This window comes from Pigmentiphaga humi (assembly GCF_900606115.1).
Taxonomy (GTDB): domain Bacteria; phylum Pseudomonadota; class Gammaproteobacteria; order Burkholderiales; family Burkholderiaceae_B; genus Pigmentiphaga; species Pigmentiphaga humi.
Window position 1 is genome coordinate 118,159 of the sequence record NZ_UWPJ01000022.1, and the last position, 25,905, is coordinate 144,063.

Consider the following 25,905-nt stretch of genomic DNA (forward strand, 5'->3'; position numbering starts at 1 on the left):
ATGAGCACCCAAATCACCTTCCTGCCCGAAACCGCCTCGCAGACCGGCGGCCCGTACGTCCACATCGGCCTGGCGCCCAAGCAGGCCGGCTTCGACATCTTCGAGAACAACTTCGGCCCCGACCTGGTCAAGCCCGAGACCGAGGGCGAGCGCGTCCGCCTGGAAGGCCAGGTGTACGACGGCAGCGGCACCGTGCTGCGCGACGTGCTGATCGAGATCTGGCAGGCCAACGCCGCCGGCAAGTACGCCCATCCGGCCGACACGCAGGACAAGCCCATCGACCCCGCCTTCCGCGGCTGGGGCCGCACCGGCGCCGACTTCGACACCGGCTTCTACAGCTTCGAGACCATCAAGCCGGGCCCCGTCGCCGGCGCCCGGCCCGGTACCGTGCAGGCCCCGCACATCTGCCTGGTGCTGTTCGCCCGCGGCATCAACATCGGCCTGCACACCCGCGTGTATTTCGAAGACGAAGCCGAGGCCAACGCCAAGGATCCGATCATCAACGGCATCGAATGGGAAGTGCGCCGCGACACGCTGATCGCCAAGCGCGAAGAGCGCGACGGCAAGGCGGTGTACCGCTTCGACATCCGCATCCAGGACACGCCCGACGGCGGCAAGGAAACGGTGTTCTTCGACGTGTGAGGAAATCGCCGCGCATGGCCCGCCGGCGCGGGCCATGGATGCCCTGCTTCACCGCACCATGCGCGGTACGCACTCCACGAAGCGGTCCGCCATCATCGGCTTGGACTGCGGCCGCCAAATCACCGAGATATCCAGCGTAGGCAGGGTAGCGGGCGTCACGCGGCAATACCGGACGCCCTGGAAGGCCACGCGCCGCGCCGAACTCGGCATCAGCGCGACGCCCAGTCCCGCGGCGACGCATGAAAGCATCGTCAAGCCGCGATGCGCCTCTTGCACGATCAAGGGCTCGATGCCCTCGCGCCGCAGCGCATACAAAGTGCGCGCGCGCACGGCGCCCTCGGTCTCGGGGGCGAGAATCAGGCCCCTGCGAGAGATGGCCTCGAGCGTGACCTCATCCTCGCCCCGGGCGAAATCCTCCGGCACGACCGCGAGCAGCGGTTCGCTCGACACCAGCATCGCACGCACCAGCCGCGTGGAGGAGATGGGAGAGCGGGTGAAGCCGACGTCGATCTGCCCTTCGCGCAGCGCGGCCAACTGCTCGGTGCTGTTAATCTCGCGCAGGTCGACGGACACATTCGGATAGCGGGCCCGGAATGCGGCAAGCGTCCTGGGCAGGACCTCGTACAGCGCCGAACTGATGAAGCCCGCCACGACCCGGCCGGACTGCCCGGCGGCCAGCCGCTGGCCCAGCGAGGCGAGCCCCTCCACCTGAGCCAGCACCTGGACGGCCTCGTCCAGCCACAGCCTGCCCGCATCGGTAGCGGCCACGCCGCGCCGCGAGCGCTTGAAGAGGCGCATGCCCAGCATTTTTTCGGCCTGGCTCAGCGCCAGGCTGAGCGCGGGCTGCGCCAGGCCCAGCCCCAGGGCGGCGGCGCTGATGCTGCCGGCCCGGTCGATCGCCACCAGTTGCCTGAGCGTTTTGGCTTCCATAACTCAGAAAATATGAATCCATATTCATGGGATTATGCAAAAGCTCGGCATCGCTGACTACTATCCCTACACGACGAGCAAGGAGAACGCATGGATCTGCAGTTGCGCGACCGCACCGCGGTCGTTACCGGCGCCAGCCAGGGCATAGGCAAGGCCACGGCCATCGGCCTGGCCGCCCAAGGCGTGCGCGTCGCCCTGGTGGCGCGCCGCCGGCCGCTGCTGGAAGAAATCGCCGCCGGCATCGAAGCCGCGGGCGGCCCCGCGCCCCACATCATCGAGGCCGATCTCTACCAGGAATCCGCGGTCGACCATATCGTGCAATCGGCCCAGGCGGCCTTCGGCCACGTCGACATCGTGGTCAACGCGGGCGGCGGCAGCCGGCCGCTGGACTTCGACGCCGGGCCCGATCTCTGGATGGAAGGAATGACGCTCAATTTCTTCCGCCTGCGCGAACTGACCCAGGCCCTCGTCCCGGGCATGCGCAAGCAGCGCTGGGGCCGGGTGGTCAATATCACCGGCACGTCCGAGCCCAAGATACTGAACGCCGCCTTCAGCGCGAAAGCCGCCGTGCACGTCTGGGCCAAAGGTCTGTCGCGCCTGGTCGCGGCCGACAACGTTACGGTCAACTGCCTGCAGCCGGGGCGCATTCGCAGCGAGCAGATGAAGCTGCGCTACCCCACCGAGGAAAGCGAACTGGAATTCGCCCGCCAGGAGATTCCCGCCGGACGCTTCGGCGAGGCCGAGGAACTGGCCAACCTGGCGGTGTTCCTCTGCTCGCAGCGCGCCTCCTACGTCACCGGCACCGTCATCCCCGTCGACGGCGGCATGTCGCGCTTCGCGTTCTGAGACCGAGGCAGCCATGTCCAGCCACAGCGCGAACCAGGCATCCGGCCACGCCGACGCCGCATGGTGGAAGCGCATCCGCCGCCGCGGCGACCAGATCGGCATTCCCTGCGTGTTCATGCGCGCCGGCACCAGCCGGGGCGCCTTCCTGCGCGAAGAAGATCTGCCCGCCGACCCCGGGTTGCGCGAGAAGCTGATCCTCGCCATCTATGGCAGCCCGGACTTCCGCCAGATAGACGGACTGGGCGGCGCGACCTCGCTCACCAGCAAGGTCGCGATCATCGGCCCGCCCACCCGGCCTGACGCCGACGTGGACTACACCTTCGGCCAGGTGCGCATCGACGAGGCGCGGGTCGACTTCAAGGGCAACTGCGGCAACATCTCGTCCGGCATCGGCCCCTTCGCGATCGAAGAGGGGCTCGTGCCCGCCGCCGGCCCGGTTACGGCGGTACGCATCCACCTGACCAATTCGCGCGCGCTGCTGGTGGCCGAAGTCCCGGTGGCCGACGGCATCTGCCCCGTGCAGGGAGACGCCCGCGTCGCCGGCGTGCCCGGCAGCGGCGCCCCCATCGTGCTGGACTGGGCCGACGTGGGCGGCACGCTGGGACGCGGGCTGCTGCCCACCGGCCGGGTCCGCGAATGCCTGTCGACGGCCACGGGCGAAATCGAAGTGTCCATCGTCGACGCCGGCAACGTGACGGCTTTCGTGCGTCCCTCGGACCTGGGCTTTCGCGCGCCGGAATTCCCCACCCAGCGATTCGATGCCGATGCGCTGGCGCGCATCGAAGCCGTACGCGACGCCGCCGCCCTGCGCCTGGGCATGATCGAGCCGGGCCAGCGCGCGGCGGACGTGACGCCCACCATTCCCAAGCTCTACATGGTCGATGCGCCGTACGACTACGTGGACGCCAACGGCCGCTCCGTAGCCGCCAGCGACTACGACCTGCTGGGCCGCGGCATGAGCATGGGCACGCCGCATGCGGCCTATGCCGGCACCGTGGCCGTCTGCACCGGCGCGGCCGCGCTCATCGACGGCACGCTGGTGAACGAGGTTGCGCGCCCGCCCGGCAGGCGCGGCGGCCGCCTGCGCATCGGGCACCCGATGGGCATTCTCGACATCGACGCGCGGGTCGGCCAGGCCGGTTCCGCGCCGATCCTGGAACGCGCCGCGGTGGTCCGCACCGCGCGCCGCATCATGGAAGGCATCGTCTACGTACCGATGAATCGATTGTCCTGAGATGAGAGCCCCCCCCCTACGCGCTGACGCGCGCCCCCCCAGGGGGCGGCACTGGCGGACCGGCAAAGCCGGATCCGCTGTGCCCTGGATCGGGTGGCGTACTGTCATGCGATGCGGGTGATGCGCAGCGCCATGAAAAACTGATCGGGAAAAACCGGCTGGAGGAGACACCATGAAAGCAAGCAAGCGCAAGGCCCTGGCCTATGCGGCGGCCGCGGCCGCCTCGTGCCTGTTCAACCCGCCCGCCCTCGGCGCCGACGCGTATCCCGACAAGCCGATACGCATGGTCGTGCCGCTGCCGCCGGGCGGCGGCGGCGATTTCCTGGTGCGGCTGCTGGGGGAACACCTGAGCAAGGAATTGGGACAGACCATCGTCATCGAGAACAAGGGCGGAGCCGGCGGCAGCATCGGCGCCCAGTACGTCGCCCAGGCCGCGCCCGACGGCTACACGCTGGTGTTCGCCTATACGGCCTCCCACAGCATCAACCCGGCCATCTCCAAGCTGCCCTACGACCCGCTGGAAGACTTCACGCCCGTGGCCCTGGTCGCGCTCGCGCCCAACATGCTGGTGGTCAACCCGGGGGTGCCGGCCAAATCGGTGCAGGAACTCATCGCGCTCGCCAAGCAACAGCCGGGCAAGCTGCGCTATGCGTCGGCCGGCACGGGCAGCGCGCCGCATATGTCGGGCGAGCTGTTCAATCACATGGCCGGCACGACCATGGTGCACGTCCCCTACAAAGGCTCCGGCCCGGCCATGAACGACGTGATCGCGGGACACCTCGAACTGACCTTCGCCAGCCTGCCCGCCGGCCTGCCGCACGCCAAGGCCGGCTCGGTGCGCATGCTGGGCGTCACGGGCAGCAAGCGCGCCACGCTGCTGCCCGAGCTGCCCACCATCGCGGAGTCGGGCCTGCCCGGCTTCGATACCGACCAGTGGTACGGCGTGCTCGGCCCCAAAGGCCTGCCGGCCAATGTGGTCGCCACGCTGAACAAAGCCATCACGGCGGCGCTCCGTTCGCCCGACCTGCTCGAGAAGGCGTCCAAGCAGGGTTTCGAAATCACCCCCGGCACGCCGGACCAGCTCGCCCGCCACATGCGGGCGGAAACCGCGAAATGGAAGAAAGTGGCCGCCGACGCCAACATCCAGGTCAACTGAACGCGGCGACGGCGGCATGGCGCGCTACGCGTTCTGATCGGCCGGCAGGCCGGACGCGCCGTCGAACGCCGCGGCGCCCCGCCGATCCGCCACGCCCAGCACGATTTGCAGCGCCACGGCCACGGCGCCGACGATGAACACGATGTCGCCGAAGGTGCGCACCCACCGGAGCGTCTGCAGCAGGGGCTGCTGCATGAAGGCTTCGCTGCGCGCATACCAGAGGCCGTGCTCGACGCTGGCCTGGAACTGGATGATGCCGATCGGCAGCAGGCTGGTGAACACCATCAGCGCCAGCCCCGCGTTGAGCCACCAGAATGCGGTCTTCATCAGCCCGTCGTGCAGGCGGTAGTGCGGCCGCACGTAGCGCAGCACCAGCAGCGCGAATCCCAGCGCCAGGAAGCCGTAGACGCCGAACAGGGCGGTGTGCGCATGCACCGGCGTGGTGTTCAGCCCCTGCACGTAGTACAGCGAAATGGGCGGATTGATCATGAAGCCGAACACGCCCGCGCCCAGCATGTTCCAGAAGGCCACCGCGACGAAGCACATCAGCGGCCAGCGCAGGTTCTCCATCCACGGCGCGCGGGCGCGCAGGCGCCAGTTCTCCCAGGCTTCGTGGCCCAGCACGATCAGCGGCACCACTTCCAGCGCGGAAAAACTGGCGCCCACGGCCATGACCGGCGTGGTCGTGCCGGAGAAGTACAGGTGGTGGAAAGTGCCAGGCACGCCGCCCAGCAGGAATAGCGACGCCGACGCCAGGCTGGCCGTCGTCGCCATCGGCCGCGACACCAGCCCCAGCGTGGAGAAGACGAAGGCCAGCGCCGTCGTCGCAAAGACCTCGAAGAAGCCCTCCACCCACAGGTGCACGACCCACCAGCGCCAATATTCCATGACAGACAGGTGGGTGCGCTCGCCATAGAACAGGCCCGCGCCGTAGAACAGGCCGATGGCCACGACCGAGGCGGTCAGCAGCGCCAGCAGGTTGCGGTCGCTGCCCGGCGTCGTCAGCGCGGGCCAGATGGCGCGCGCCATCAGCACCAGCCAGAAGGCGATGCCGGCAAACTTGCCGATCTGCCACAGCCGGCCCAGGTCCACGTACTCGTAGCCCTGGTGGCCCAGCCAGAAATTCCATTCAGGCGGCATGACCTGGGCGATGGCGAAGTAGTTGCCCACGAACGAGCCGACCACCACCACGACCAGCGCCCAGAACAGCACGTCCACGCCCAGGCGCTGGTAGCGCGGATCCTTGCCGCCGTTGATCAGCGGGGCCAGGAACAGGCCCGCCGCCAGGAAGCCGGTGGCGATCCAGAACAGCGCGGCCTGGATGTGCCAGGTGCGCACCAGCGAATAGGGAAACCACTGCGACACATCGATGCCGTAGAAGCCCTGGCCTTCCAGCGTGTAGTGCGCGGTGAAGCCGCCGATGAAGACCTGGAACACGAACAGCGCCGCGATCAGGAACAGGTATTTGCCCAGCGCGCGCTGCGACGGCGTGAGCGCGAACGCGGTCAGCGGATCCTGCGCGCCGGACGCGGGCGGCGCCTCGTCGTGCCGGCGCAGGAAGGACCAGGCCCAGACCAGGAAGCCTATCCCCGCCAGCAGGACCACGATGCTGGCGATGGACCAGACGATGTTCTCGGTGCTGGGAGCGTTGCCGACCAGCGGCTCGTGCGGCCAGTTGTTGGTGTAGGTCACCTTCTGCCCGGGCCGCTCGGTGGCCGCGGCCCACGCCGTCCAGAAGAAGAATTCCGTCATGCGCGTACGCCGCTCGGCGCTGGGCAGCGTGTTCTCCTTCATCGCGAAATGTTCGCGGGTCGTGCGCAGTTCGGGCGCATCCGAGAACAGCCGCGCGTAGTAGTCCGCCGTCCGGGCCATGGCGGCGGCCCGGCGCGCCGAGACCACCAGCGCGCCGCTGTCCGGCTGCGGGCGGTTGCTCCGGTACTCGGCCTGCAGCGCGGCGCGCAGTTGCATCTGCTGCCCAGGCTCCAGCGCGGCATAAGGACTGCCGTACGCCTCGTGGGCCGCGAGATCGAGCCATGCCGTGGCCTCCCGGTGCAGCCAGTCGGCCGTCCAGTCCGGCGCCTGGTAGGCGCCGTGCCCCCAGATGGAGCCGAGCTGCATGCCGCCGACCGATTGCCAGGCGGTCTGCCCTTCCAGGATGTCGTCGTGCGTGAAGAGCACCTCGCCGTCGGCGGCCTGAACCTGCGCGGGAATGGGCGGCGCCTCGCGATAGACTTCGGCGCCGAAATACCCCAATAGCGAAAAAGTGACCGCCAGGACGGCGACCAGGATGAACCAGTGTTTGCGGTAAGGACCCATCGATGACCTCGTCGTGGATGCGTTCAATGACGTGACGGCCAGCCGGCCGCGGCTTCGAACAACACATTGTTTTCCAGGTGGATGTGCGCCATGAGATCGTCCCGGAATAGGCGCAGCCCCCGGTACAGCGCCTGCCATGTCGCGCACGCCCCGGCGGGCGGGATGGCATCGCCGGTCAGCGCGGCCAGTTCGCGCAGCGCCTCGCGGTGCTGATCGTGCTCGAGCCGCATGACGGCGATCGGAGCGGCGGCCATCGCGCCATGGCCGCGCGAGATCATGGGGAACAGTATCTGTTCTTCTTTGCGCATGTGGCTTTCCAGTTCCTGCTGCATCGCCCGCAGCCGGTCGGCGAGCCCCGCGGGACAATCGGGCCGCTCGCCGTGCACCTGTTCGACCTTGGCCGCCAGAGCGATCAACTCGGGCAGCTGCTGGCGATGGCGCTCGTGATAGCGCCGCAGGATGTGGTCGATCAGGTCGGAGGCCGGCCGGTTGCGCCAGTCTTCGTCGCCGGGAACGGCGCGAGGCGGCGTGGGCGGGGATTGGTCCAGCACGTTCATGGTTTTCTCCTCGAATCCTGTTTTCTTCCGAGCGAAAACCGTGCCGGTTTTTTCCCCTTTAATAACAAGGACTTGGAGAGATAAGGGTAAATCAGACCCGATTGTTTTGAGGTACTATCAACCTGATCAGGTAGAAATCACCCTCATGGACGCTTTTCTTCTTGCCGATCTGGTGACCGAACTGTCGCCCGAAGTCCGGTTCCAGCGGCTCGTCACCAGCCTGCGCGCGCATTTCCGCTGCGGCGCCGTGGCGCTGCTGCGGCTGGAACAGGATCACCTGCTGCCGATGGCGGTCGACGGCCTGGCCCAGGACACCTTGGGCAGACGCTTCGCCATCGGCGAGCATCCCCGCTTCGTCGCCATCCTGAATCACCGGGGCGTACTGCATTTCCGCCATGACGACGCCCTCCCCGACCCGTACGACGGGCTGCTGACCGAGCGCGCCGGCGAGGCCATGCCCGTACACGATTGCATGGGCGTGGGCCTGCACGTCGAAGGCTCGCCGTGGGGCGTGCTCACGCTCGATGCGCTCGAAATCGGCGCGTTCGGCAGCCAGGCGCGGGAAGACCTGGCCCATTTCGCTCCCCTCATCGAAGCGGCCGTCCGCACCACCCGCCTCGAAGCCGAGATACGCGCACTGCGCTCGGCCCGCGGCGCCTTGCCCGCGGGCAGCATCGCCGCCCTCGACGACGACATCGTCGGCCAGAGCGATGCCATCGGCCACCTGCTGCACGAGATCGACGTCGTGGCCGATTCCGAACTGCCCATCCTGCTGCTGGGTGAAACCGGGGTAGGCAAGGAGTTGTTCGCGCGCCGGCTGCACCGCCTGTCCCGCCGGCGGGAGCGGCCGCTGGTGCACGTCAATTGCGCCGCGCTGCCCGAGACCCTGGCCGAAAGCGAATTGTTCGGCCACGCCCGGGGCGCGTTCTCGGGCGCGGTCAGCGAACGGCCCGGCCGCTTCGATGCGGCCAACCATGGCACGCTGTTCCTGGACGAAGTCGGCGAACTGCCGCTATCGGTACAGGCCAAGCTGCTGCGCACCCTGCAGAATGGCGAGATCCAGCGCCTGGGCGCCGATCGCCCGCGCCAGGTCGATGTGCGCGTCATCGCCGCGACCAACCGCAGCCTGCGCGACCTGGTGCGCGACGGCGCATTCCGCGCCGATCTCTACCACCGCCTGTCGGTCTACCCCGTGCCGATACCGCCGCTGCGCGAACGCGGCAACGACGTGCTGCTGCTGGCCGGCCGCTTCCTGGAAATCAACCGCACCCGCCTGGGCGTGCGCAGTCTGCGGCTGGCCCCCGAGGCCGAAGCGGCATTGCGGCGCTACCAATGGCCGGGCAATGTACGGGAACTGGAACACGTCATCAGCCGCGCGGCCATCAAGGCGGTCAGCCGCGGCGCGGACCGCAACGCGATCGTCACCCTACCTGCCGGCCTGCTCGACCTGGACGGCGTGGCGCCCTTGGGCGCGCCCGATCCGGTGCGGCCGCTCGCCGCCAATGCCCGCGCGGCTGCCGCCGGCGTCACGCTCAAGACCGCGACCGAGGCCGGCCAGCGAGAGGCGATACGCGCGGCGCTGGACCGGCACGCGGGCAACTGGACCCGCGCCGCGCGCCAGCTGGGAGTGGACGCCAGCAATCTGCACAAGCTCGCGCGCCGCCTGGGGCTCAAGCAGGCGCGCAGCGCCTGACCATTCTGCCGCAGTGCGTACTTGCTACACCTCCGAATTTTTCGGCCGGCGCGGCGTTCCCGCATGGTAGGCTGGCTCGGGTGTTACAGGCATAATCGCGCTTCCCGCTGTCCGACAATAATGAAAGTGTCTTCTCCCGCGTCCCTGCCTGTGGCAGACGACCGGCCCCGAACTGCGGCAGGCCGCCGCAAACCGGTGCCGATACGCGTGGGCCTGCTCGCCGTCGTACTGGCCAGCACCCTGCCGGCCACCCTGGTCGCCATCCGTGCCGTCTACGACTCCTACGAGGTGCTGCGCAACCGCGTCTATGAGTCCACCATTGTCCTGGCGCGCACCATCGCCGCCGACATCGACCGCGAGCTGGAGGGCATAGGCGCCGGGCTGCGCGTCCTGGCCAGTTCGCCCGATCTCGCGCGCGGCGACCTGAATTCGTTCTATAAACGCGCCCTGGATGCCAGCAAGCTGCAGGGCGTGGAAGGCTACGTGCTGGCCGACCTCCAGGGCAACGCCATCCTCGACACCCACCAGCGCTACCTGCCCAGCCGCTCGATCAAACGGACCATGCCGCCGCTGCCCGAGCACCGCGACAACCTCACGACGGTCATGCGCCTGCCGGCCGACCCGGAGCACGGGGCGGCGCCGGTCGCGATCGCCGTGCCGGTGTTCCTCGACGGCGAACAGCGCTATACCTTGTACGCCGACCTGCACAACGGCCGGCTGGGGGAGATCATGCGGCGCCACGCCATTTCCAGCGGATGGATCGTGGCCATGGCGGACACCGACTCCGTCATCGTCGGCCGCAACCGCGACGAAGGACTCTACCTCGGCCAGCAAGCCACGCCGGCGATCGCCGACATCATGCATACGCGCCGCGAGGGCACCCTGTCCCGGGGCCGCACCAAGGACGGCATTCCCGTCCTGACAGGCTTCACGCACATCAACACCGCGCCGTGGGCGGTCATCGTCGGCGCCCCCGCCGAAGCGCTGACGGCCGCCGTGCAGCGCGACATCCTGCGGGTGTCGATCATCGGGCTGCTCACGGTCCTGCTGGGACTGGGACTGGCCTACCTGTTCGCGCGCCGCATCGAGAAATCGGTCGGAAGCCTGCTCGAGCCCGCGCTGGCCCTGGGTTCCAGCCGGTACGCTGAAGCCGCCGGGCCGCGCTTCAAGGAAACCGCGGCCGTGGCCGACGCCCTCGAACGCGCGGCGCAATCCCTGGCCCATGCGCGCCAACTGGCCTATTACGATCCCCTGACCGAGTTGCGCAACCGCAACCTGTTCGAGGAACTGGCCAGGCTCGCCATTGCCGGCGCGCCGCGGTCGGGCGCTTCGCTGGCCCTGCTGGCCGTGGACCTCGATCACTTCAAAGCGGTCAACGACACCCATGGCCACGCGGCGGGCGACACGGTGCTGCGCCAGGCCGCCGCGCGCATGGCCGGGGCCATCCGCAAATCCGACGTCGCCGCGCGCTACGGCGGCGACGAGTTCATGATTCTGCTCGACGGCGCCGGCCCGGCCGCCGCGAAGACGGTGGCCGACATGCTGGTGGCCGCGCTGGGCGCGCCCTATCCCGGCATCGCACCGGCGGTGAGCGCTTCCATCGGCATCGCGGTGTTTCCGCAATCCGGCACGACCTTCGAAGAACTGGTCGCCAAGGCCGATGCCGCGCTCTATGCCGCCAAGGCGCAAGGCCGCAGCCGGGCATTCTGCGACCCGGCCGCGATGCAATCCGGCGCGGCGCTCGCCGGCCGTCCGGCCTGATACGGCGCGGCTAGGGCTTGCTGCGCGCTCCAGCGCCGCGATTGCGCTGGCTTTGCTGATCCTGCCCCGTGCCTATCTGCGTGGCGTGCCCATCCTTTTTGCTGCGGTTCTGCGTATCGCCGTGGGCGGCCTGGGACTGGCGAGGGGTATCGTCGGCATTGGCGCGCGGGGTCTGCGTATCTTGCGGCTTCATGTAATGCTCCTTATAGATCGGCCCGGGGGCGTCAGCGGCGCGCGCTATCCACGGATTGGCGCAGGGCTTTGGCCTGTTCGAGATGTTCCTTCAGGTGCGGCAGCGTCCCGGCGGCGAATTGCCGCACGTCCGTGTCGTGCGCGTTGGCGGACGCTTTTTCGAACAGTTCGACCGCATCCTCGTGCGCCGACACGCCGATCTCATCGGCATAGGCCTTGTCGAAGCCGTCCTTGCGCAGGCCCAGCGCCTTGAGCTTGGCCTTTTGCACCAGCGACGGCTCCGTAGGCGCCGTATAGCCCTTGCCCTGGGCCAGGGTATCCAGTTGCTGGCCGACGCGGGTATGGTCGTCGATCATTTTCTGAGCGAAGGCCTTGACCTCGGCGTTCGCGCTTTTTTCCAGGGCGAGCCTGCTGCCGGCGATCTCGGCATGGCCCGATTGCGCGGCATGCTCGAGAAAATCGCGGTCCGCGCGGTCCAGCGCCTTCACCTGCGCGCCGCCCGGCGCGGCAGGCGCCTGGGCGCCTGCCGTGCCCGCCACGCCCAGCGCCAACACGGCCCACAGGCCGCTCCTCAATAAATGCTGCCTCATGATGTCCTCCTGGTCTGCGGCCGCGGCCGGCCGCCGGCTACGGTCCGTCCCGTAGCGCAGCAAGGAACGCGCCCGTCGCGCGATCGGCCAGGCCCCCCTCAGGGCTCTCCCTTACCTCCCCCGCTTGAAAGCCCTTCGCACCATCCCTATAATTAGCACTCGATTGCCGAGAGTGCTAACAACGCCTGCCCCGCAGGCGCTGGACTCGCGGCAACAGGCTGAGGCATCCGCATCCGCGCGATCCAGGCCGAGAAACGGCTTCCAGCCTTTTTCCGAAATTTTCCGACACTCAACCGTCAACTTCGATATCAGGAGTTTGTAAATGGCCCTCCGTCCCTTGCACGATCGCGTGATCGTCAAACGCCTGGACAACGAGCGTAAAACCGCTTCCGGCATCGTGATCCCCGAAAGCGCCGCCGAAAAGCCCGACCAAGGTGAAATCCTGGCCGTCGGCCCCGGCAAGAAGACTGAAGACGGCAAGGTTCTGCCGGTCGACGTCAAAGTCGGCGACAAGGTCCTGTTCGGCAAGTATGCCGGCCAGGCCGTCAAGGTCGATGGCGAAGAACTGCTCGTCATTCGCGAAGAAGAGATCCTGGCGGTGATCCAGTAAGCCGCTCGCGCGACTTCCCTGTATCGATCTCCCTAGACCTCACATCCCATCTCTCAAGGAATTCACATGGCTGCTAAACAAGTCCAGTTCGGCGATGACGCCCGTGCCCGCGTCGTCCGCGGCGTGAACGTGCTCGCCAACGCCGTCAAGGTCACCCTCGGTCCCAAGGGCCGCAACGTCGTGCTCGAGCGCTCCTTCGGCGCTCCCACCGTCACCAAGGACGGCGTGTCCGTCGCCAAGGAAATCGAACTGAAGGACAAGTTCGAAAACCTGGGCGCCCAGCTCGTCAAGGAAGTCGCTTCCAAGACCAGCGACAACGCCGGTGACGGCACCACCACCGCCACCGTGCTGGCCCAGGCCATCGTGCACGAAGGCCAGAAGTACGTCACCGCCGGCCTGAACCCGATGGACCTGAAGCGCGGCATCGACAAGGCCGTCGCCGCCGCCATCGAAGAACTGAAGAAGATCAGCAAGCCTTGCTCGTCGAGCAAGGAAATCGCCCAGGTCGGCTCGATCTCGGCCAACAGCGACGAATCGATCGGCCAGATCATCGCCGACGCGATGGAGAAAGTGGGCAAGGAAGGCGTCATCACCGTCGAAGACGGCAAGTCGCTGGACAACGAACTGGACGTCGTCGAAGGCATGCAATTCGACCGCGGCTACCTGTCGCCCTACTTCATCAACAACCCCGACAAGCAAGTCGCGGCCCTGGACGACCCCTTCGTCCTGATCCACGACAAGAAGATCAGCAACATCCGCGAACTGCTGCCCGTCCTGGAACAAGTCGCCAAGTCGAGCCGCCCGCTGCTGATCATCGCTGAAGACGTCGACGGCGAAGCTCTGGCCACCCTGGTGGTCAACAACATCCGCGGCATCCTGAAGACCACCGCCGTCAAGGCCCCGGGCTTCGGCGACCGCCGCAAGGCCATGCTGGAAGACATCGCCATCCTGACCGGCGGCACCGTCATCTCCGAAGAAACCGGCCTGTCGCTGGAAAAGGCTACCCTGCAAGAGCTGGGCCAGGCCAAGCGCATCGAAGTGGCCAAGGAAAACACCACGATCATCGACGGCGCCGGCGACGGCAAGGCCATCGAAGCGCGCGTCAAGCAAATCCGCACGCAGATCGAAGAAGCCACCTCCGACTACGACCGTGAAAAGCTGCAAGAGCGCGTGGCCAAGCTGGCCGGCGGTGTTGCCGTGATCAAGGTCGGCGCTGCCACCGAAGTCGAAATGAAGGAAAAGAAGGCCCGCGTGGAAGACGCCCTGCACGCAACTCGTGCTGCGGTGGAAGAAGGCGTGGTCCCCGGCGGCGGCGTGGCCCTGCTGCGTGCCAAGCAAGCCATCAAGGACACCAAGGGCGCCAACCCCGACCAGGACGCCGGCATCAAGATCGTCCTGCGCGCCATTGAAGAGCCGCTGCGCACCATCGTCGCCAACGCCGGCGACGAGCCCAGCGTGATCGTCAACAACGTGCTGAACGGCAAGGGCAACTACGGCTACAACGCCGCCACCGGCGAATACGGCGACATGGTCGAAGCCGGCGTGCTGGATCCCACCAAGGTGACCCGCACTGCCCTGCAGAACGCCGCGTCGGTCGCTTCGCTGCTGCTGACGACGGAAGCCACCGTGGTCGAGCTGGTCGAAGACAAGCCCGCTGCTCCCGCTCCCGGCGGCATGGGCGGTATGGGTGGCATGGGCGGCATGGATTTCTAAAGCCGCTATCTGGCAAGTCCCGGCGATGCCGGGACCCCATCCAAAACGCGGGCGCGCATGTGCCCGCGTTTTTTTTGCCTCGGTAGAACGGCATGGCGCATGTCTTGCGGCCAGAACGATAAACACAGCCGTGCCTATTTCAATTATTACGAACTATTTTTTGCGGTATACGCATCACGTTCGCAACAGCGTTCTGTGGCTTGCCTGGACACATGGCGCGACCGGCCCGGACAGGGAAACGGCAGAATCGCCGGAAGATAGGGCGAATGCCGTCCGGCATCGGACGTCACGGCCTTTCGAATAAGGCTCGAATGATTTTGCGTTTTACGCAAAACAACGCTAAGTCATTGTTTTTCAAAAGCAAACAGTTGCTAGGAAACATTGCGCCGGGCGCGCCGCATGGGCAAAAATTGCCCTGCCTTCCTGCACTTCGCGTGCCCGACAACGGCAAACTCAGACGCAAGGTCATGCTTCAAGAATACGTGCCGGAAGCACGTAGCTCCGCCTTGCCAGAATGGGCGCAGATCCCATGAGAGATCTCTCGACTTCCTAGCAGGCCCGTCAGGCAAACCCAGCCTGGGCCAGCAGCTCCATGCACCTAGCCTCAACCGTCTCCGCCCGCGGCGCTGCCGCGGGTGCCTGTGCGCACGACGGCTGCCTATGAACCTTGAGATAACACCAAGCAAACTCATGGACGCGACCTCTTCTGTCATCTCGTACCTCGCCGCCAGGCAGTGCTCCTCTCAGTGGAAAGCCTTCCTGCGGTCGACCGCCGGCGAACTGGCCGACAAGCTGGCTCCGGCGGAACTGAGCACTTTCATGCGCCGCGTCGGCAACCGCTTCGCACGCGAACTGCCGCTGCCGGCCTGCGCCACCCTGGACGAAATCCAGCTGGCCATGAGCGAAACCTGGACCCGCCTGGACTGGGGCTGGGTGGAAATCAGCGACGAGAACGACCATCTCGGCTTGTGCCACTATTGCTCGCCGCTGGCCGTCGCGCTGGGCAGCGAATCCCTGGCTTGGGGCGCGTCCTTCCTGGAAGGCGTGTATCAGCAGTGGTTCGAGCAGCTGGGCGCCAGCGCCCGCCTGCGCGTCAGCCTGATCGCGGGCGCGGTGGAGCCCAGCACCATCCAATTGCGCCTCGGGGCGCCCGTGGCGGGGTAAGCAACCATGGACCCGCTCATCCCCCCCGCCCCGGACCAGCCCGACGACGAACCTCACGCCAAGCGGCGCTGGCCTTCCCTGTCGCAGCACCGCGCTCCGGCCTCGCCTGCGCCCGTCGCCGGCGAGGCAGCGAGCGCGGCCGAACCGCCCCCCACCGTCTACCTGCGGCCCAACCGCTTCGACCTGCCCGAAGAGCCTCCCGCCTCCCTGGCTCCTCCGGCATCTGCCGAACCGGCGCGGCCGAGGGCGCCTGCCGTCCCGCCTCCCGTCATACCTCCGTCGCTGATGTCGCAAGCTTCGGCACCGGCCTCGACGGCGCCACAGCCCGTGGCCCGAACAGCGGTGGCCCAGTTGTTCGCGCGGCTGGAATCCTGCGTTCCCCCTGCCTCGGCTTCTTCCATGCCGGAGCTGTTCCAGCGCCTGCTGCAATACTGACTGTATAGACGGCCATGATGCACACGACCCGGAGGCAGGCTTGAGTACGCTGCCCCCAGCCATTCCCAACGCGGACCATGCAGCGGCCGACTCCATGGCCGACCGTCTGGCCGCCCTGCCTGTCTGGCACAACCGATACCTGCGCATCGCGCTGGCTCTCGTAGCCTGCCTGTCGCTGGCCGTGGTGGTGACCGCGCCGCTGGACGCGCTGCCTCAGTTCGCGCTGGCGGTGCTCGCGCTGGTGGCGGCGCTGCTGCTGCGCGGCGTATCCGGCCGCCTGCCCACCGTGATGCTGGTGCTGCTGTCGTCGGTGATGTCGCTGCGTTATATGTACTGGCGCATTACCTCGACCCTGGACTTCCAGAACTGGATCGACATCATTTTCGGCTACGGGCTGCTGCTGGCCGAGCTCTACGCCCTGAGCGTGCTGCTGCTGGGCTACCTGCAGACCATCTGGCCGCTGCGCCGCCTGCCGGTCGCCATGCCGGCGGACGCGAGTACCTGGCCCTCGGTGGACATCCTGTTCCCCACCTACAACGAATCGCTCGACGTGGTGAAGCAGTCGGTGCTGACGGCCGTCTCCATGGATTGGCCCGCCGACCGGCTGAACATCTATGTGCTCGACGATGGACGGCGGCCGGAATTCCAGGCTTTCTGCGCCGAGATCGGTGTGGGGTACATCGCCCGCAGCGACAACAAGTCGGCCAAGGCCGGCAACCTCAACGCCGCGCTGGAGCTTACCAGCGGCGAATTCGTCGCGGTGTTCGACTGCGATCACATTCCCACCCGCTCCTTCCTGCAGATCTGCCTGGGCTGGTTCTTCAAGGACCCCAAGCTGGCGATGCTGCAAACGCCCCACTACTTCTTCTCGCCCGATCCCTTCGAGAAGAACCTGCATACCTTCCGTTCCGTGCCCAACGAGGGCGAACTGTTCTACGGGCTGGTGCAGGACGGCAACGACCTCTGGAACGCTTCCTTCTTCTGCGGTTCGTGCGCGGTGCTGCGCCGCGCGCCGCTGGTGGAGATCGGCGGCATCGCGGTAGAGACCGTGACCGAGGACGCCCATACCGCGCTCAAGCTCAACCGCGCCGGCTACAACACCGCCTACCTGGCGGTGCCGCAGGCGGCTGGCCTTGCCACCGAGAACCTGTCGCGCCACATCGGCCAGCGCATACGCTGGGCGCGGGGCATGGCGCAGATATTCCGGGTCGACAATCCGCTGCTCGGCCGCGGCCTGAAGCTGAGCCAGCGCATGTGCTACCTGAACGCCATGCTGCACTTCTTCTACGGATTGCCCCGGCTGGTGTTCCTGACGGCGCCGCTGGCGTTCCTCTTCTTCGGCGCCCACGTGTTCCAGGCCTCGGCGTTGATGATCACGCTGTACGCCCTTCCCCATATCATCCACGCCAGCCTGACCACTTCCCGCATGCAGGGCCGGTTCCGGCACTCGTTCTGGAACGAGGTGTACGAAACGGTGCTGGCCTGGTACATCCTGCGGCCGGCATTCCTGGCCATCGTCAACCCCAAGCTGGGCGGCTTCAACGTCACCGCCAAGGGCGGCGCGCTGGGCAGGAGCTGGTTCGACTGGGACATGGCCAAGCCCTATTTGATATTGCTGGGCCTGAACATCGCCGGCCTGTGCTTCGGTGCCTACGATCTGGCGTTCGCCGAGTACGACTCCGGCGGCCTGTTCACGCTGCTGATCAACCTCGCCTGGACGGTCTACAACATCATCATCGCAAGCGCCAGCATCGCCGTGGCGCGCGAAGAGCGCCAGTACCGCTCGCAACCGCGTGTGACCTCCGAGCTCCCCGCCACGCTGCGCCTGCCGGGCGGCAAGACCATTGCCTGCCAGACCCAGGATTACTCGGCCACCGGCCTGGGCATCGCGCTGCCCGACGCAGGCAAGCGCCTGCAGGTAGGGCAGGACCTGCAGGTTTCGCTGTACCGCGGCACGGACGAACGGGTCTTCCCGGCCAAGGTGGTCTTCACTTCGCCCGACCATGTGGGCCTGCGCTTTGCGCCGCTGACACTGGAGCAGCAGGTCGCTTTGGCGGAAGTCACTTTCGCCCGCGCAGACACCTGGGCCGAAAGCTGGGGCCAAGGCACGCCGGATACGCCGCTGCGCGGCCTGCGCGACGTCACCCGGGTCGGCCTCATCGGCATGAAGCAACTCATTGCGCAAGGGGGGGAAATCCTGCGCGCCTGGATCAAGGGTGCCAGCCAGCCGCGCGCGAACCGGCCGGCTCGCCTGGATCCCTAGATCATTCAGCTCAGGATTAGCATCGATGACAAACACTCCAAGACGCTCCGCACACCGTCCGCTGGCGCTTGCCCTTGCCACCGCGTTCCTGGCCAACACGCTGACGCTGCAGGCGCACGCTGCCGCCAATAACCCGAGCGCACCCGCTTCCGAAGAAGTCATTTCGGGCGGACGCAGCTACGAGCTCACGCTCAGGCAACTGGGCGCGCGCACGCCGATGGCGCTGCGCGGCATCGAGGGCAGCTTCGCCCTGCCCTTCGATATCCGCGCCGACGAAGTCGTCTCGTCTGCGCGGGTCAAGCTGAAATACACCTACTCGCCGGCGCTGCTGCCCGATCTGTCGCACATCAACGTGCTGGTCAACGGCGAAGTCGCCGCCAGCATTCCGGTGCCCAAGGAGAATGCCGGCTCGCCGCGCGAGACCGAGGTCGAGTTGCCGGCCCAGTTCATCACCCAGTTCAATAACCTGAACGTGCAACTGATCGGCCACTACACCCTGGAATGCGAGGATCCCCTGCACTCCAGCCTGTGGACCAACATCAGCAACCGCAGCACGGTGGCGCTGACCGTCACGCCGCTCGCGCTGGCCAACGATCTCTCCATCCTGCCCCTGCCGTTCTTCGACCGGCGCGACAGCCGGCCGCTGACGCTGCCGTTCGTGTTCGCGGCCGCGCCGGACAACACGACTCTGGAAGCAGCCGGCGTTCTGTCATCGTGGCTGGGCGCGCTGGCGAGCTACCGCGGCGCGCGCTTCCCCACGACGGTGGGCCAGTTGCCGCAGAAGGGCAATGCCGTGGTCATGGCAGTGGGCGCGCTGCGCGCGGACGGCCTGGACCTACCCGCCCCGAGCGGCCCCACCGTCGCGATCCATCCCAACCCCAAGGACATGTACGGCAAGATCCTGGTCATCGGCGGACGCGATGCCAAGGAACTCAAGACCGCCGCGCAAGCCGTCGCGACTGGCAACCAGGCGCTGACCGGCCAGCGCGCGGTCATCACGCAACTGGCCGAATTCAAGGCGCGCAAGCCTTACGATGCGCCCAACTGGGTGCCCAGCGACCGCCCCGTCAAGCTGGGCGAGTTGCTGGATCCCGCGCGCCTGAACGTCTCGGGCTTCGCGCCGCCCACCATCGCGCTCGACCTGCGCCTGCCGCCGGACCTGTTCGGCTGGCGCGAGAGCGGGATCCCGATGGACCTGAAATACCGCTATACCCCGCAGCAGCTGTCGACCAGCTCGTCGATGACGGTCAGCGTCAACGACAAGCTGGTGAAATCGTATCCGCTGCCTTCCATTGCCCGGCTCGACGGCGGCGAAGGACTGCTGGCCAAGCTGTCCACCGACGACAGCATCCCGGTCCGCACCAGGCTCGACCTGCCGCTGCAGTTGATGCCGCCGCGCACGCAGCTGCAGTTCCGCTACCAGTACGACTACATCAAGCAGGGCGAATGCCGCGATGTGATCATCGACAACGTCCGCGGGGCGATCGAACCCGATTCGACCCTGGACCTGTCGGGCTTGCGCCACTACATCGCGCTGCCCAACCTGGCGGTGTTCCAGAGCAGCGGTTTTCCGTTCACGCGCATGGCCGACCTGTCGCAGACCGCGGTCATCCTGCCCGACTCCGCGGGGCCGGCCGAATACAGCGCCTACCTGGGCATTCTGGCCCGCCTGTCGGAATCGACCGGCTATCCGGCGCTCAATGTCAGCGTGGGCCGGGCCGAGCAGGCCGGCCAGTTTGCCGACAAGGACCTGCTGGTGATCGCTTCGGGCGACAACCAGCCGCTGCTCAAGCAATGGAGCAGCCAATTGCCGGTGTCGCTGAGCGACGGCAGCCGGCGATTCAATCTATCCGACTGGGTCTACCGGGCCTGGAGGTGGATCGTGCCCAACCCGCACCGGGATACCGGCGCGACGCGCGGCGCCTTGTCCTTTACCACCGACGGTGCCAGCGTGGTGTTCCAGGGTTTCGAATCGCCGCTCGGCAGCGGCCGCAGCGTAGTGGCCGTCGCCGCCACCCGCCCCGAAGGACTGGCCGAGGCGGTAGACGCGCTGATCGGCGACGACCGGACCAGCTATCTGCAAGGCAGCGTCTCGGTGGTGCGCGGCAAGGACATCAGCTCGCTGGCGACCGGCCCCACCTACTATGTCGGTTCGCTGGGCTTTTTCAAGGGCATCCAGTGGTTCGTGGCGCGCCAGCCGTGGACCCTGGCTCTGCTGGCGCTGCTCGGCATCGCCATCCTGGGCGTGCTGATCTACATCGCGCTGCGCCGCCGCGCCGCTGGACGCCTCGGCATCTGATGGCGGTCCAGGAGCAGCGATGAACCGGCACCGGCCCTTCCGCACTCGCCGCCTCCACGGGTGGCGCCGGATGCTGGGCATGACCGCCCTGCTCCTGGCGTGCGCGCAGCCCGCTCCGGTATCGGCGCAGGCCGCGGGCGGCTGCCAGGCATCGCCCTGGCCGCTGTGGGAGGTTTTCGAACGGCATTTCGTCCAGGCCGACGGCCGCGTCCTCGACGCCAGCACCGCTCGCCAGCACTCCTCGTCCGAAGGCCAGTCCTACGGCATGTTCTTCGCGCTGGTCGCCGGCAACCGGGAAGCCTTCGACAAGATGTGGCGCTGGTCCGTCGACAACCTGGCCGGCGGCAACATCGCCGACCGGCTGCCCGCCTGGTACTGGGGCCTGGCCGACGATGGCAAGTGGCGCGTGCTGGACGAGAACTCCGCCTCGGACGCCGACCTGTGGTTCGTCTACGCCCTGCTGGAAGCCGCCGACCGCTGGCGGCGCCCCGACTACCGGCGCGACGCACTCGCGCTGCTGGCGCGCATCGAAGCCGAGGAAGTCGCCGAACTGCCGGGGCTGGGCTCGATGCTGCTGCCAGGACGCAGCCATTTCGTCCAGGCCGACCACCTCTGGCAGCTCAACCCCAGCTACCAGCCCTTGCCGGTGCTGCGCCGGCTGGCCCAGGCCTCGCCCCAGGGCCCGTGGAACCGGATAGCCGACAACAGCGCGGCCATGCTGCGCGCCACCAGCCCCAAAGGCTATGTCGCCGACTGGGTTGCCTATCGCGGCGCCTCGCCGTCCAGCGGCCTGTTCGTGGCCGATCCTGCCAAGGGCGACCTGGGCAGCTACGACGCCATCCGCACTTACATGTGGGCCGGCATGGCGCCTGCCGCCGATCCGCTGGCCGGGCCGATGCTGGCCGCAGTCGGCGGCATGGCCGGGGCAACCGCCAGCACCGGCGCGCCTCCCGAAAAAATCAAAGTCTCCAGCGGACGGACGGAAGGGACGGGACCGTTCGGTTTCTCGGCCGCGCTGGTGCCTTATTTCACGGCTCGCAACCAGCCCTGGCTGGCCGACATGCAGCGCCGACGCGCGCAGGCCATGCTCGCCGACCAATTGCAGACGGCCTCGGCCCAGGGGCGCCAGCCTCCTTATTACGACGTCGTGCTCAGCCTGTTCGGTCTGGGCTGGGCCGACGAGCGCTATCGATTCTCGAACAACGGCCAAATGCAATTATCCTGGGAGAAGACATGTCCGCCCGCCAACGCTCGCTAGTGGCCGGCCTGCTGGCCGCGCTTGCCGCCCAACCGGGTCTGGCCGCGCAGGCTGAAACCGCTGCCGCAGCGCAGACGCCCGCGGCTACCGCCAAGTCCCTGCTCGAACAGGGCCGCTATTGGCAATCGCGCAACGACGACGTCCGTGCCGCCGAAGCGTGGGGCCGGCTATTGCTGGCCGATCCCAACCATTCCGAAGCGCTCTACAACCTGGGCGTGCTCGAACTGAAGGCCAACCGCCCGGCGCGGGCCAAGGAATACCTGGCGCAGCTACGCACGCAGGGAGAAACCCCCTACGCCGCCCGGCTGGACCAGGACATCGAATTGAGCTCCGGCACCAAGCCCAAGGAGCTCGAACAGGCCCGCGTGCTGGCCGGCTCGGGCGAGCTGGACCAGGCCGTGGCGCAGTACCGCTCGGTGCTCGGCGGCAAGCCGCCCCAGGGCAAGCTGGCGCTCGAATACTACGGTTATCTCGGCTACGCCAACGGCGGCTGGGAAGAGGCGCGGCAGGGCCTGGAACGCCTGCAGCGCGAAGACCCCGACGATATCCAGACCCGGCTCACGCTGGCCAAGCTGCTAACCCGCAATGAATCCACGCGCGCCGAAGGCATACGCCGCCTGGCCAGCCTGTCCACGCGCGCGGACATCGGCGGCGACGCCGATGAAAGCTGGCGCACGGCGCTGACGTGGTACGGCGACCCCCGCCCGGCCGAGGCGCCGTTGTTCCAGGCCTATTTGAAGGCCCATCCCAACGACACCGAGATCCGGCAGCAATTCGCCCGCATGCGCACGCAGGCCCGCGGCACGGGCGGCAAGACCGAGGCGCGCGCCGCCGCCCCTTCGCCCCAGGACCAGCGGCTGAACAGCGCCTTCAAGGCGCTGGAGAGCGGCGAACTGGCCGATGCCGAGGCCGGCTTTTCCGCGCTGCTGGCATCCAATCCCAACCACGCCGATGCGCTGGGCGGGATGGGCGTGCTCAGGCTCAAGCAGGACAAGCCCGACGAGGCGGTGGAACTGCTGACGCGCGCCGCCCGGCAGCCGCGCGCCCGCAGCGGCTGGAAGCAGGTGCTGCAGACCGCCCAATACTGGTCGCTGAATGCGGGCGCCGAACGCGCGCGCAAGGCCGGCGACCTGGACCTGGCCCAGCGGCAGCTCGAACAAGCCGTGAAGCTGACCAACACCGATACCACCGCGGAAACGTCGCTGGGCCTGGTGCTGGCCCAGCGCAACGAATTCGCGCAGGCCGAGCGCGTTCTGCGCGGCGTCCTGGCGCGCGACAAGAAGAACCTCGCCGCGACCCAGGGCCTGGTCAACGTGCTGGCCCAGACCGACCGCGTCGACGAAGCCGTGAACATGGTGTCGCAGCTCAGCCCCGAAGAGCAGCAGAAGATGGGCGGCGTCGGCCAATTGCGCGCCATCCAGGCACGCAGCGAGGCCCGCCGGGCCGCCGACCGCGGCGACAACGCCGCCGCGCTGCGGCTGCTGGAAGACGGTCTGCGCGCCAACCCCGACGACGCCTGGCTGCGGCTCGACCTGGCGCGCCTCTATCTGAAGACCGGCGCGACGGCCGAAGCCAAGGGCGTGGTCGACGGCCTGCTGCTGACCAACCCCGACGACGTCGGCGCGCTGCAGGCCAGCGCCCTGCTCTCGGCCGAGACGCAGGATTGGGAAGCCGCGCTCCGGACACTGGACAGGATTCCGCCGGAGCATCGGGACAAAGGCATCGTCGATCTGCAGAAACGGGCCTGGACGCAATACCAGGCGGGACAGGCGGTCAAGCTGGCGCGGGCCGGCAAGCCGGAGCAGGCGCGGGCGATTCTTGCGCAACTGGAACCCGAGGCCGCGCAGGACCCGGCCTTGGTGAGCGCGCTCGCGGCCGCCTACGTCGGCGCCGGCGACAACATGCGCGCCCTGAGCCTGCTGCGCCAGACGATGGCCCGCACGCCCGCGCCGGGCAACGACCTGCTCCTGCAATACACGGTGGTGCTGCTCAGGACCGACCAGGACGCCGAGGCGGCCGGCATCCTGCGCCAGTTGCAGATGCAGACGCTCGACGATGCGCAGACGCGCAGCTTCGAAGACCTGCGCAAGCTCTACACCGTGCGCCAGGCAGACGCGCTGCGCCAGCGCAGCAGGATCGCCGATGCCTACGACGTGCTGGCGCCGATGCTGGCCAAGTATCCGAACGACCCCCTGGTCGTCGGCGCGCTGGCGCGCATGTATGCGGCCGCGGGCGACGGCGCCAAGGCGCTGGCGCTGCACAAGCAACTGCTCGAGCGGGATCCCGACAACGCCGAGCTGCTGACCGCCGCCGCGCAGGCCGCGGTGCAGGCCAAAGACCAAGCCTACGCCGAGTCCGCGCTGGCCAGGGCCGCCGCGCTGCAGCCGAACAATCCCACGGTGCTCGCCGCGGTCGGACGGGTCTACAACAGTATGGGCAAGAGCGGCAAGGCCGCCGAGTACCTGAAAGCGGCCATCGCCGCACAGCACGCGCCCAAGCAGGCGGTCGCCGAACTCGCGCCGACCGCTCCCGCCGCGCCCGCGGCGGTCGACGGCAATCCGTTCGCCGCCCTGCCCGGACAGGTCCGCAGCAACCTGCCCGCGGGCGCCGGCCAGCCGGCTGCCGCGGCTTATGCCGGCAGCCCGGCGCTCAGCGACGGCATGACGTCGCCGCAGGCTTATGCGGCGGCGGCGCGCCCCGGCGCGGCGCCCGCCCGCGATACCGCGGTGCCCAGCCTGGCGCTGGCCGCGCCGGCCGCCCCCTCAACCTCGTCGGCGAGCGCCGACTCCACCCCCGTGGTGTCGGCGGTGCGCGCCGAACTCGAACCGGCCGCGCCGGTCCAGGCGCCTTATGTCGCCACGGTGTCGGCGCCTCCCTCGGGCCGGCTGCCGGCCGCGCCCGGCGCCATCCCCGAACCCGTCATCGGCCTGGCGCCCGAGCCCGCCGCGCCGCCGTCGCCGTTCCGCCGGCCCGACGGCTCGCAAGCGCGGCCGAGCGAAGTCGCGGCCGCCAGCGCCGCCACGACAGGCCGGACGCTGGAGCAGGAACTCGACGCCATCCAGCAAGCGCGCAGCGCGACCGTGACGGTCGGCAGCACCGTCCGGCAGCACAGCGGCCAGGCCGGCATGGGCCGCATGCTGGACGTAGAGACGCCGGTCACGGTGAACTTCCCCGTCGGCGATGACCGCGCCTACGTGCAGGTCACGCCGGTCACCCTGCAGGCCGGTTCGATCGACAACAGCTTCGACGCGAGCAGCCGCTTCGGCGGCGGCCCCGCCGCAGCCCTGGCGCAGCAGCAGGGAGCGGTCGGCGGCCCCGGATCGCAGAACGCCAGCGGCGTCGGCGTGGCCGTGGGCTACCAGGTGTCCGGCCTGAAACTCGACCTGGGCGTCACGCCCTTCGGCTTCCGCTACCAGAACATCGTCGGCGGCGCCCGCTTCGATGGCGCGGTAGAGAGCGACGACGGCTTCAGCCCGCGCCTGTCGTACGGCGCCGAGATCTCCCGGCGGGCGGTCACCGATACCGTGCTGTCCTACGCCGGCGTGCGCGACAACCGCACCGGTGAAAGCTGGGGTGGCGTCACCTCCACCGGCGGTCGGCTGCGCGCCGGCCTGGACTTCGGCGACTTCGGCCTCTACGGCAGCCTGGGCTGGCACAGCCTGAACGGCCACAACGTGCAATCCAACAGCCGGCTTTCGGGCGGGACGGGCGCGTATGTCCAGCTCATCCGCGAGACCGACCGGACATTGACCGCCGGCCTGGACCTGACCATGTTCGGCTACGACAGGAACCTGGCGTACTACACGGTCGGCAACGGCGGCTACTTCAGTCCGCAACGCTTCGTCGCGCTCAGCCTGCCGGTCACGTGGGCGCAGCGGCAGGGCCGGTTCAGCTACCAGGTCAAGGGTTCGGTCGGCGTCCAGCACATCAAGCAGGACGGCGCGAACTACTTCTCCGACGCGGCCCGGCAGACGCAGGCGGAAGCCATCGCCGCCGCCAATGGCACCCAGGCCAGCTACGCCGGCCAGAGCAAGACCGGCATCGGCTACGGCCTGGCGATGGCCGCCGAGTACCAGCTCGCGCCCAAGTGGTTCCTGGGCGGCAATTTCAGCATCGACAACGCCCGCGACTACCGGCGGTACATGGGAGGCATCTATGTGCGCTACGCGCTGGAGCCGCAGACCGGCCCGGTTCCGCTGCCGGTTCCCGCCTTCGCGTCGCCCTATGCCAGCGAATGACCGGCGCG

At 68.1% G+C, this 25,905-nt stretch carries 20 protein-coding genes; 15 read left to right on the forward strand and 5 right to left on the reverse strand.

Annotated elements, in window-relative coordinates; translation table 11 throughout:
- Positions 1–642 (forward strand): protocatechuate 3,4-dioxygenase subunit alpha, encoded by a 642-nt coding sequence (gene pcaG, locus PIGHUM_RS13760; RefSeq protein WP_124080130.1) that lies wholly within the window; start codon positions 1–3, stop codon positions 640–642.
- 48 nt (positions 643–690) lie between these two features.
- On the opposite strand, the gene PIGHUM_RS13765 is transcribed toward pcaG, so the two are convergent.
- Entirely contained in the window at positions 691–1,572 is an 882-nt protein-coding gene (locus PIGHUM_RS13765; protein ID WP_124080131.1) for a LysR family transcriptional regulator, read from the reverse strand.
- Between the two features lie 90 nt (positions 1,573–1,662).
- Here PIGHUM_RS13765 and PIGHUM_RS13770 point away from each other — a divergent pair, with 90 nt between their 5' ends.
- The 3 genes from PIGHUM_RS13770 (at position 1,663) to PIGHUM_RS13780 (ending at position 4,808) form a co-directional block, all read left to right on the forward strand.
- On the forward strand, positions 1,663–2,418 hold the full coding sequence (locus PIGHUM_RS13770; RefSeq protein ID WP_124080132.1) for an SDR family oxidoreductase: 756 nt from the start codon (positions 1,663–1,665) through the stop codon (positions 2,416–2,418).
- A 13-nt stretch (positions 2,419–2,431) separates the two neighbouring features.
- The gene (locus tag PIGHUM_RS13775) at positions 2,432–3,652 is read left to right on the forward strand and encodes a 2-methylaconitate cis-trans isomerase PrpF family protein (RefSeq protein ID WP_124080133.1); all 1,221 of its coding nucleotides are present in this window, start codon (positions 2,432–2,434) and stop codon (positions 3,650–3,652) included.
- Positions 3,653–3,824: 172 nt separating this feature from the next.
- Positions 3,825–4,808 carry a Bug family tripartite tricarboxylate transporter substrate binding protein gene (locus PIGHUM_RS13780; protein ID WP_124080134.1) on the forward strand — a complete coding sequence of 328 codons (984 nt, stop codon included), beginning with the start codon at positions 3,825–3,827 and terminating at the stop codon, positions 4,806–4,808.
- A 24-nt stretch (positions 4,809–4,832) separates the two neighbouring features.
- Here the strand turns inward: PIGHUM_RS13780 and PIGHUM_RS13785 are convergent, their stop codons facing one another.
- Both PIGHUM_RS13785 and PIGHUM_RS13790 read right to left on the reverse strand, forming a co-directional pair.
- Entirely contained in the window at positions 4,833–7,124 is a 2,292-nt protein-coding gene (locus PIGHUM_RS13785; protein WP_124080135.1) for a nitric-oxide reductase large subunit, read from the reverse strand.
- Positions 7,125–7,147: 23 nt separating this feature from the next.
- The gene (locus PIGHUM_RS13790; RefSeq protein WP_124080136.1) at positions 7,148–7,681 is read right to left on the reverse strand and encodes a hemerythrin domain-containing protein; all 534 of its coding nucleotides are present in this window, start codon (positions 7,679–7,681) and stop codon (positions 7,148–7,150) included.
- Positions 7,682–7,826: 145 nt separating this feature from the next.
- Here PIGHUM_RS13790 and norR point away from each other — a divergent pair, with 145 nt between their 5' ends.
- Both norR and PIGHUM_RS13800 read left to right on the forward strand, forming a co-directional pair.
- Entirely contained in the window at positions 7,827–9,374 is a 1,548-nt protein-coding gene (gene norR, locus PIGHUM_RS13795; RefSeq protein WP_124080137.1) for a nitric oxide reductase transcriptional regulator NorR, read from the forward strand.
- 195 nt (positions 9,375–9,569) lie between these two features.
- Entirely contained in the window at positions 9,570–11,135 is a 1,566-nt protein-coding gene (locus PIGHUM_RS13800; RefSeq protein ID WP_160142260.1) for a sensor domain-containing diguanylate cyclase, read from the forward strand.
- Between the two features lie 10 nt (positions 11,136–11,145).
- Here PIGHUM_RS13800 and PIGHUM_RS13805 read toward each other — a convergent pair whose 3' ends face one another.
- Positions 11,146–11,328, reverse strand: coding sequence for a hypothetical protein (locus PIGHUM_RS13805; RefSeq protein ID WP_124080139.1), 183 nt, complete (start codon positions 11,326–11,328; stop codon positions 11,146–11,148).
- Positions 11,329–11,359: 31 nt separating this feature from the next.
- On the reverse strand, positions 11,360–11,917 hold the full coding sequence (locus PIGHUM_RS13810) for a DUF4142 domain-containing protein (RefSeq protein ID WP_124080140.1): 558 nt from the start codon (positions 11,915–11,917) through the stop codon (positions 11,360–11,362).
- A 322-nt stretch (positions 11,918–12,239) separates the two neighbouring features.
- Here PIGHUM_RS13810 and PIGHUM_RS13815 point away from each other — a divergent pair, with 322 nt between their 5' ends.
- From PIGHUM_RS13815 to PIGHUM_RS13850, 9 genes are all read left to right on the forward strand, one after another.
- Positions 12,240–12,527 carry a co-chaperone GroES gene (locus PIGHUM_RS13815; protein ID WP_124080141.1) on the forward strand — a complete coding sequence of 96 codons (288 nt, stop codon included), beginning with the start codon at positions 12,240–12,242 and terminating at the stop codon, positions 12,525–12,527.
- A 66-nt stretch (positions 12,528–12,593) separates the two neighbouring features.
- A complete protein-coding gene (gene groL / locus PIGHUM_RS13820; protein WP_124080142.1) occupies positions 12,594–14,240 on the forward strand; it encodes a chaperonin GroEL in 1,647 nt (548 codons plus the stop codon).
- Positions 14,241–14,506: 266 nt separating this feature from the next.
- Positions 14,507–14,773, forward strand: a complete 267-nt coding sequence (locus PIGHUM_RS23890; RefSeq protein ID WP_160142261.1) for a hypothetical protein — start codon at positions 14,507–14,509, stop codon at positions 14,771–14,773.
- A gap of 157 nt (positions 14,774–14,930) precedes the next feature.
- Complete coding sequence (gene bcsD / locus PIGHUM_RS23895) at positions 14,931–15,404, forward strand: cellulose biosynthesis protein BcsD (protein WP_160142262.1); 474 nt, start codon at positions 14,931–14,933, stop codon at positions 15,402–15,404.
- Between the two features lie 6 nt (positions 15,405–15,410).
- On the forward strand, positions 15,411–15,839 hold the full coding sequence (locus PIGHUM_RS13830) for a flagellar biosynthesis protein FlhF (protein ID WP_124080144.1): 429 nt from the start codon (positions 15,411–15,413) through the stop codon (positions 15,837–15,839).
- 94 nt (positions 15,840–15,933) lie between these two features.
- Positions 15,934–18,102: a UDP-forming cellulose synthase catalytic subunit gene (gene bcsA / locus PIGHUM_RS13835; protein WP_124080163.1), complete on the forward strand. Its 2,169-nt coding sequence runs from the start codon at positions 15,934–15,936 to the stop codon at positions 18,100–18,102.
- Positions 18,103–18,127: 25 nt separating this feature from the next.
- Entirely contained in the window at positions 18,128–20,401 is a 2,274-nt protein-coding gene (gene bcsB, locus PIGHUM_RS13840) for a cellulose biosynthesis cyclic di-GMP-binding regulatory protein BcsB (RefSeq protein ID WP_124080145.1), read from the forward strand.
- 79 nt (positions 20,402–20,480) lie between these two features.
- Entirely contained in the window at positions 20,481–21,659 is a 1,179-nt protein-coding gene (bcsZ, locus tag PIGHUM_RS13845) for a cellulose synthase complex periplasmic endoglucanase BcsZ (RefSeq protein WP_246013182.1), read from the forward strand.
- Positions 21,635–25,897, forward strand: coding sequence for a cellulose biosynthesis protein BcsC (locus PIGHUM_RS13850; RefSeq protein WP_124080146.1), 4,263 nt, complete (start codon positions 21,635–21,637; stop codon positions 25,895–25,897). The genes bcsZ and PIGHUM_RS13850 overlap by 25 nt, the downstream gene beginning before the upstream one ends.
- The last annotated feature ends 8 nt before the right edge of the window (positions 25,898–25,905 follow it).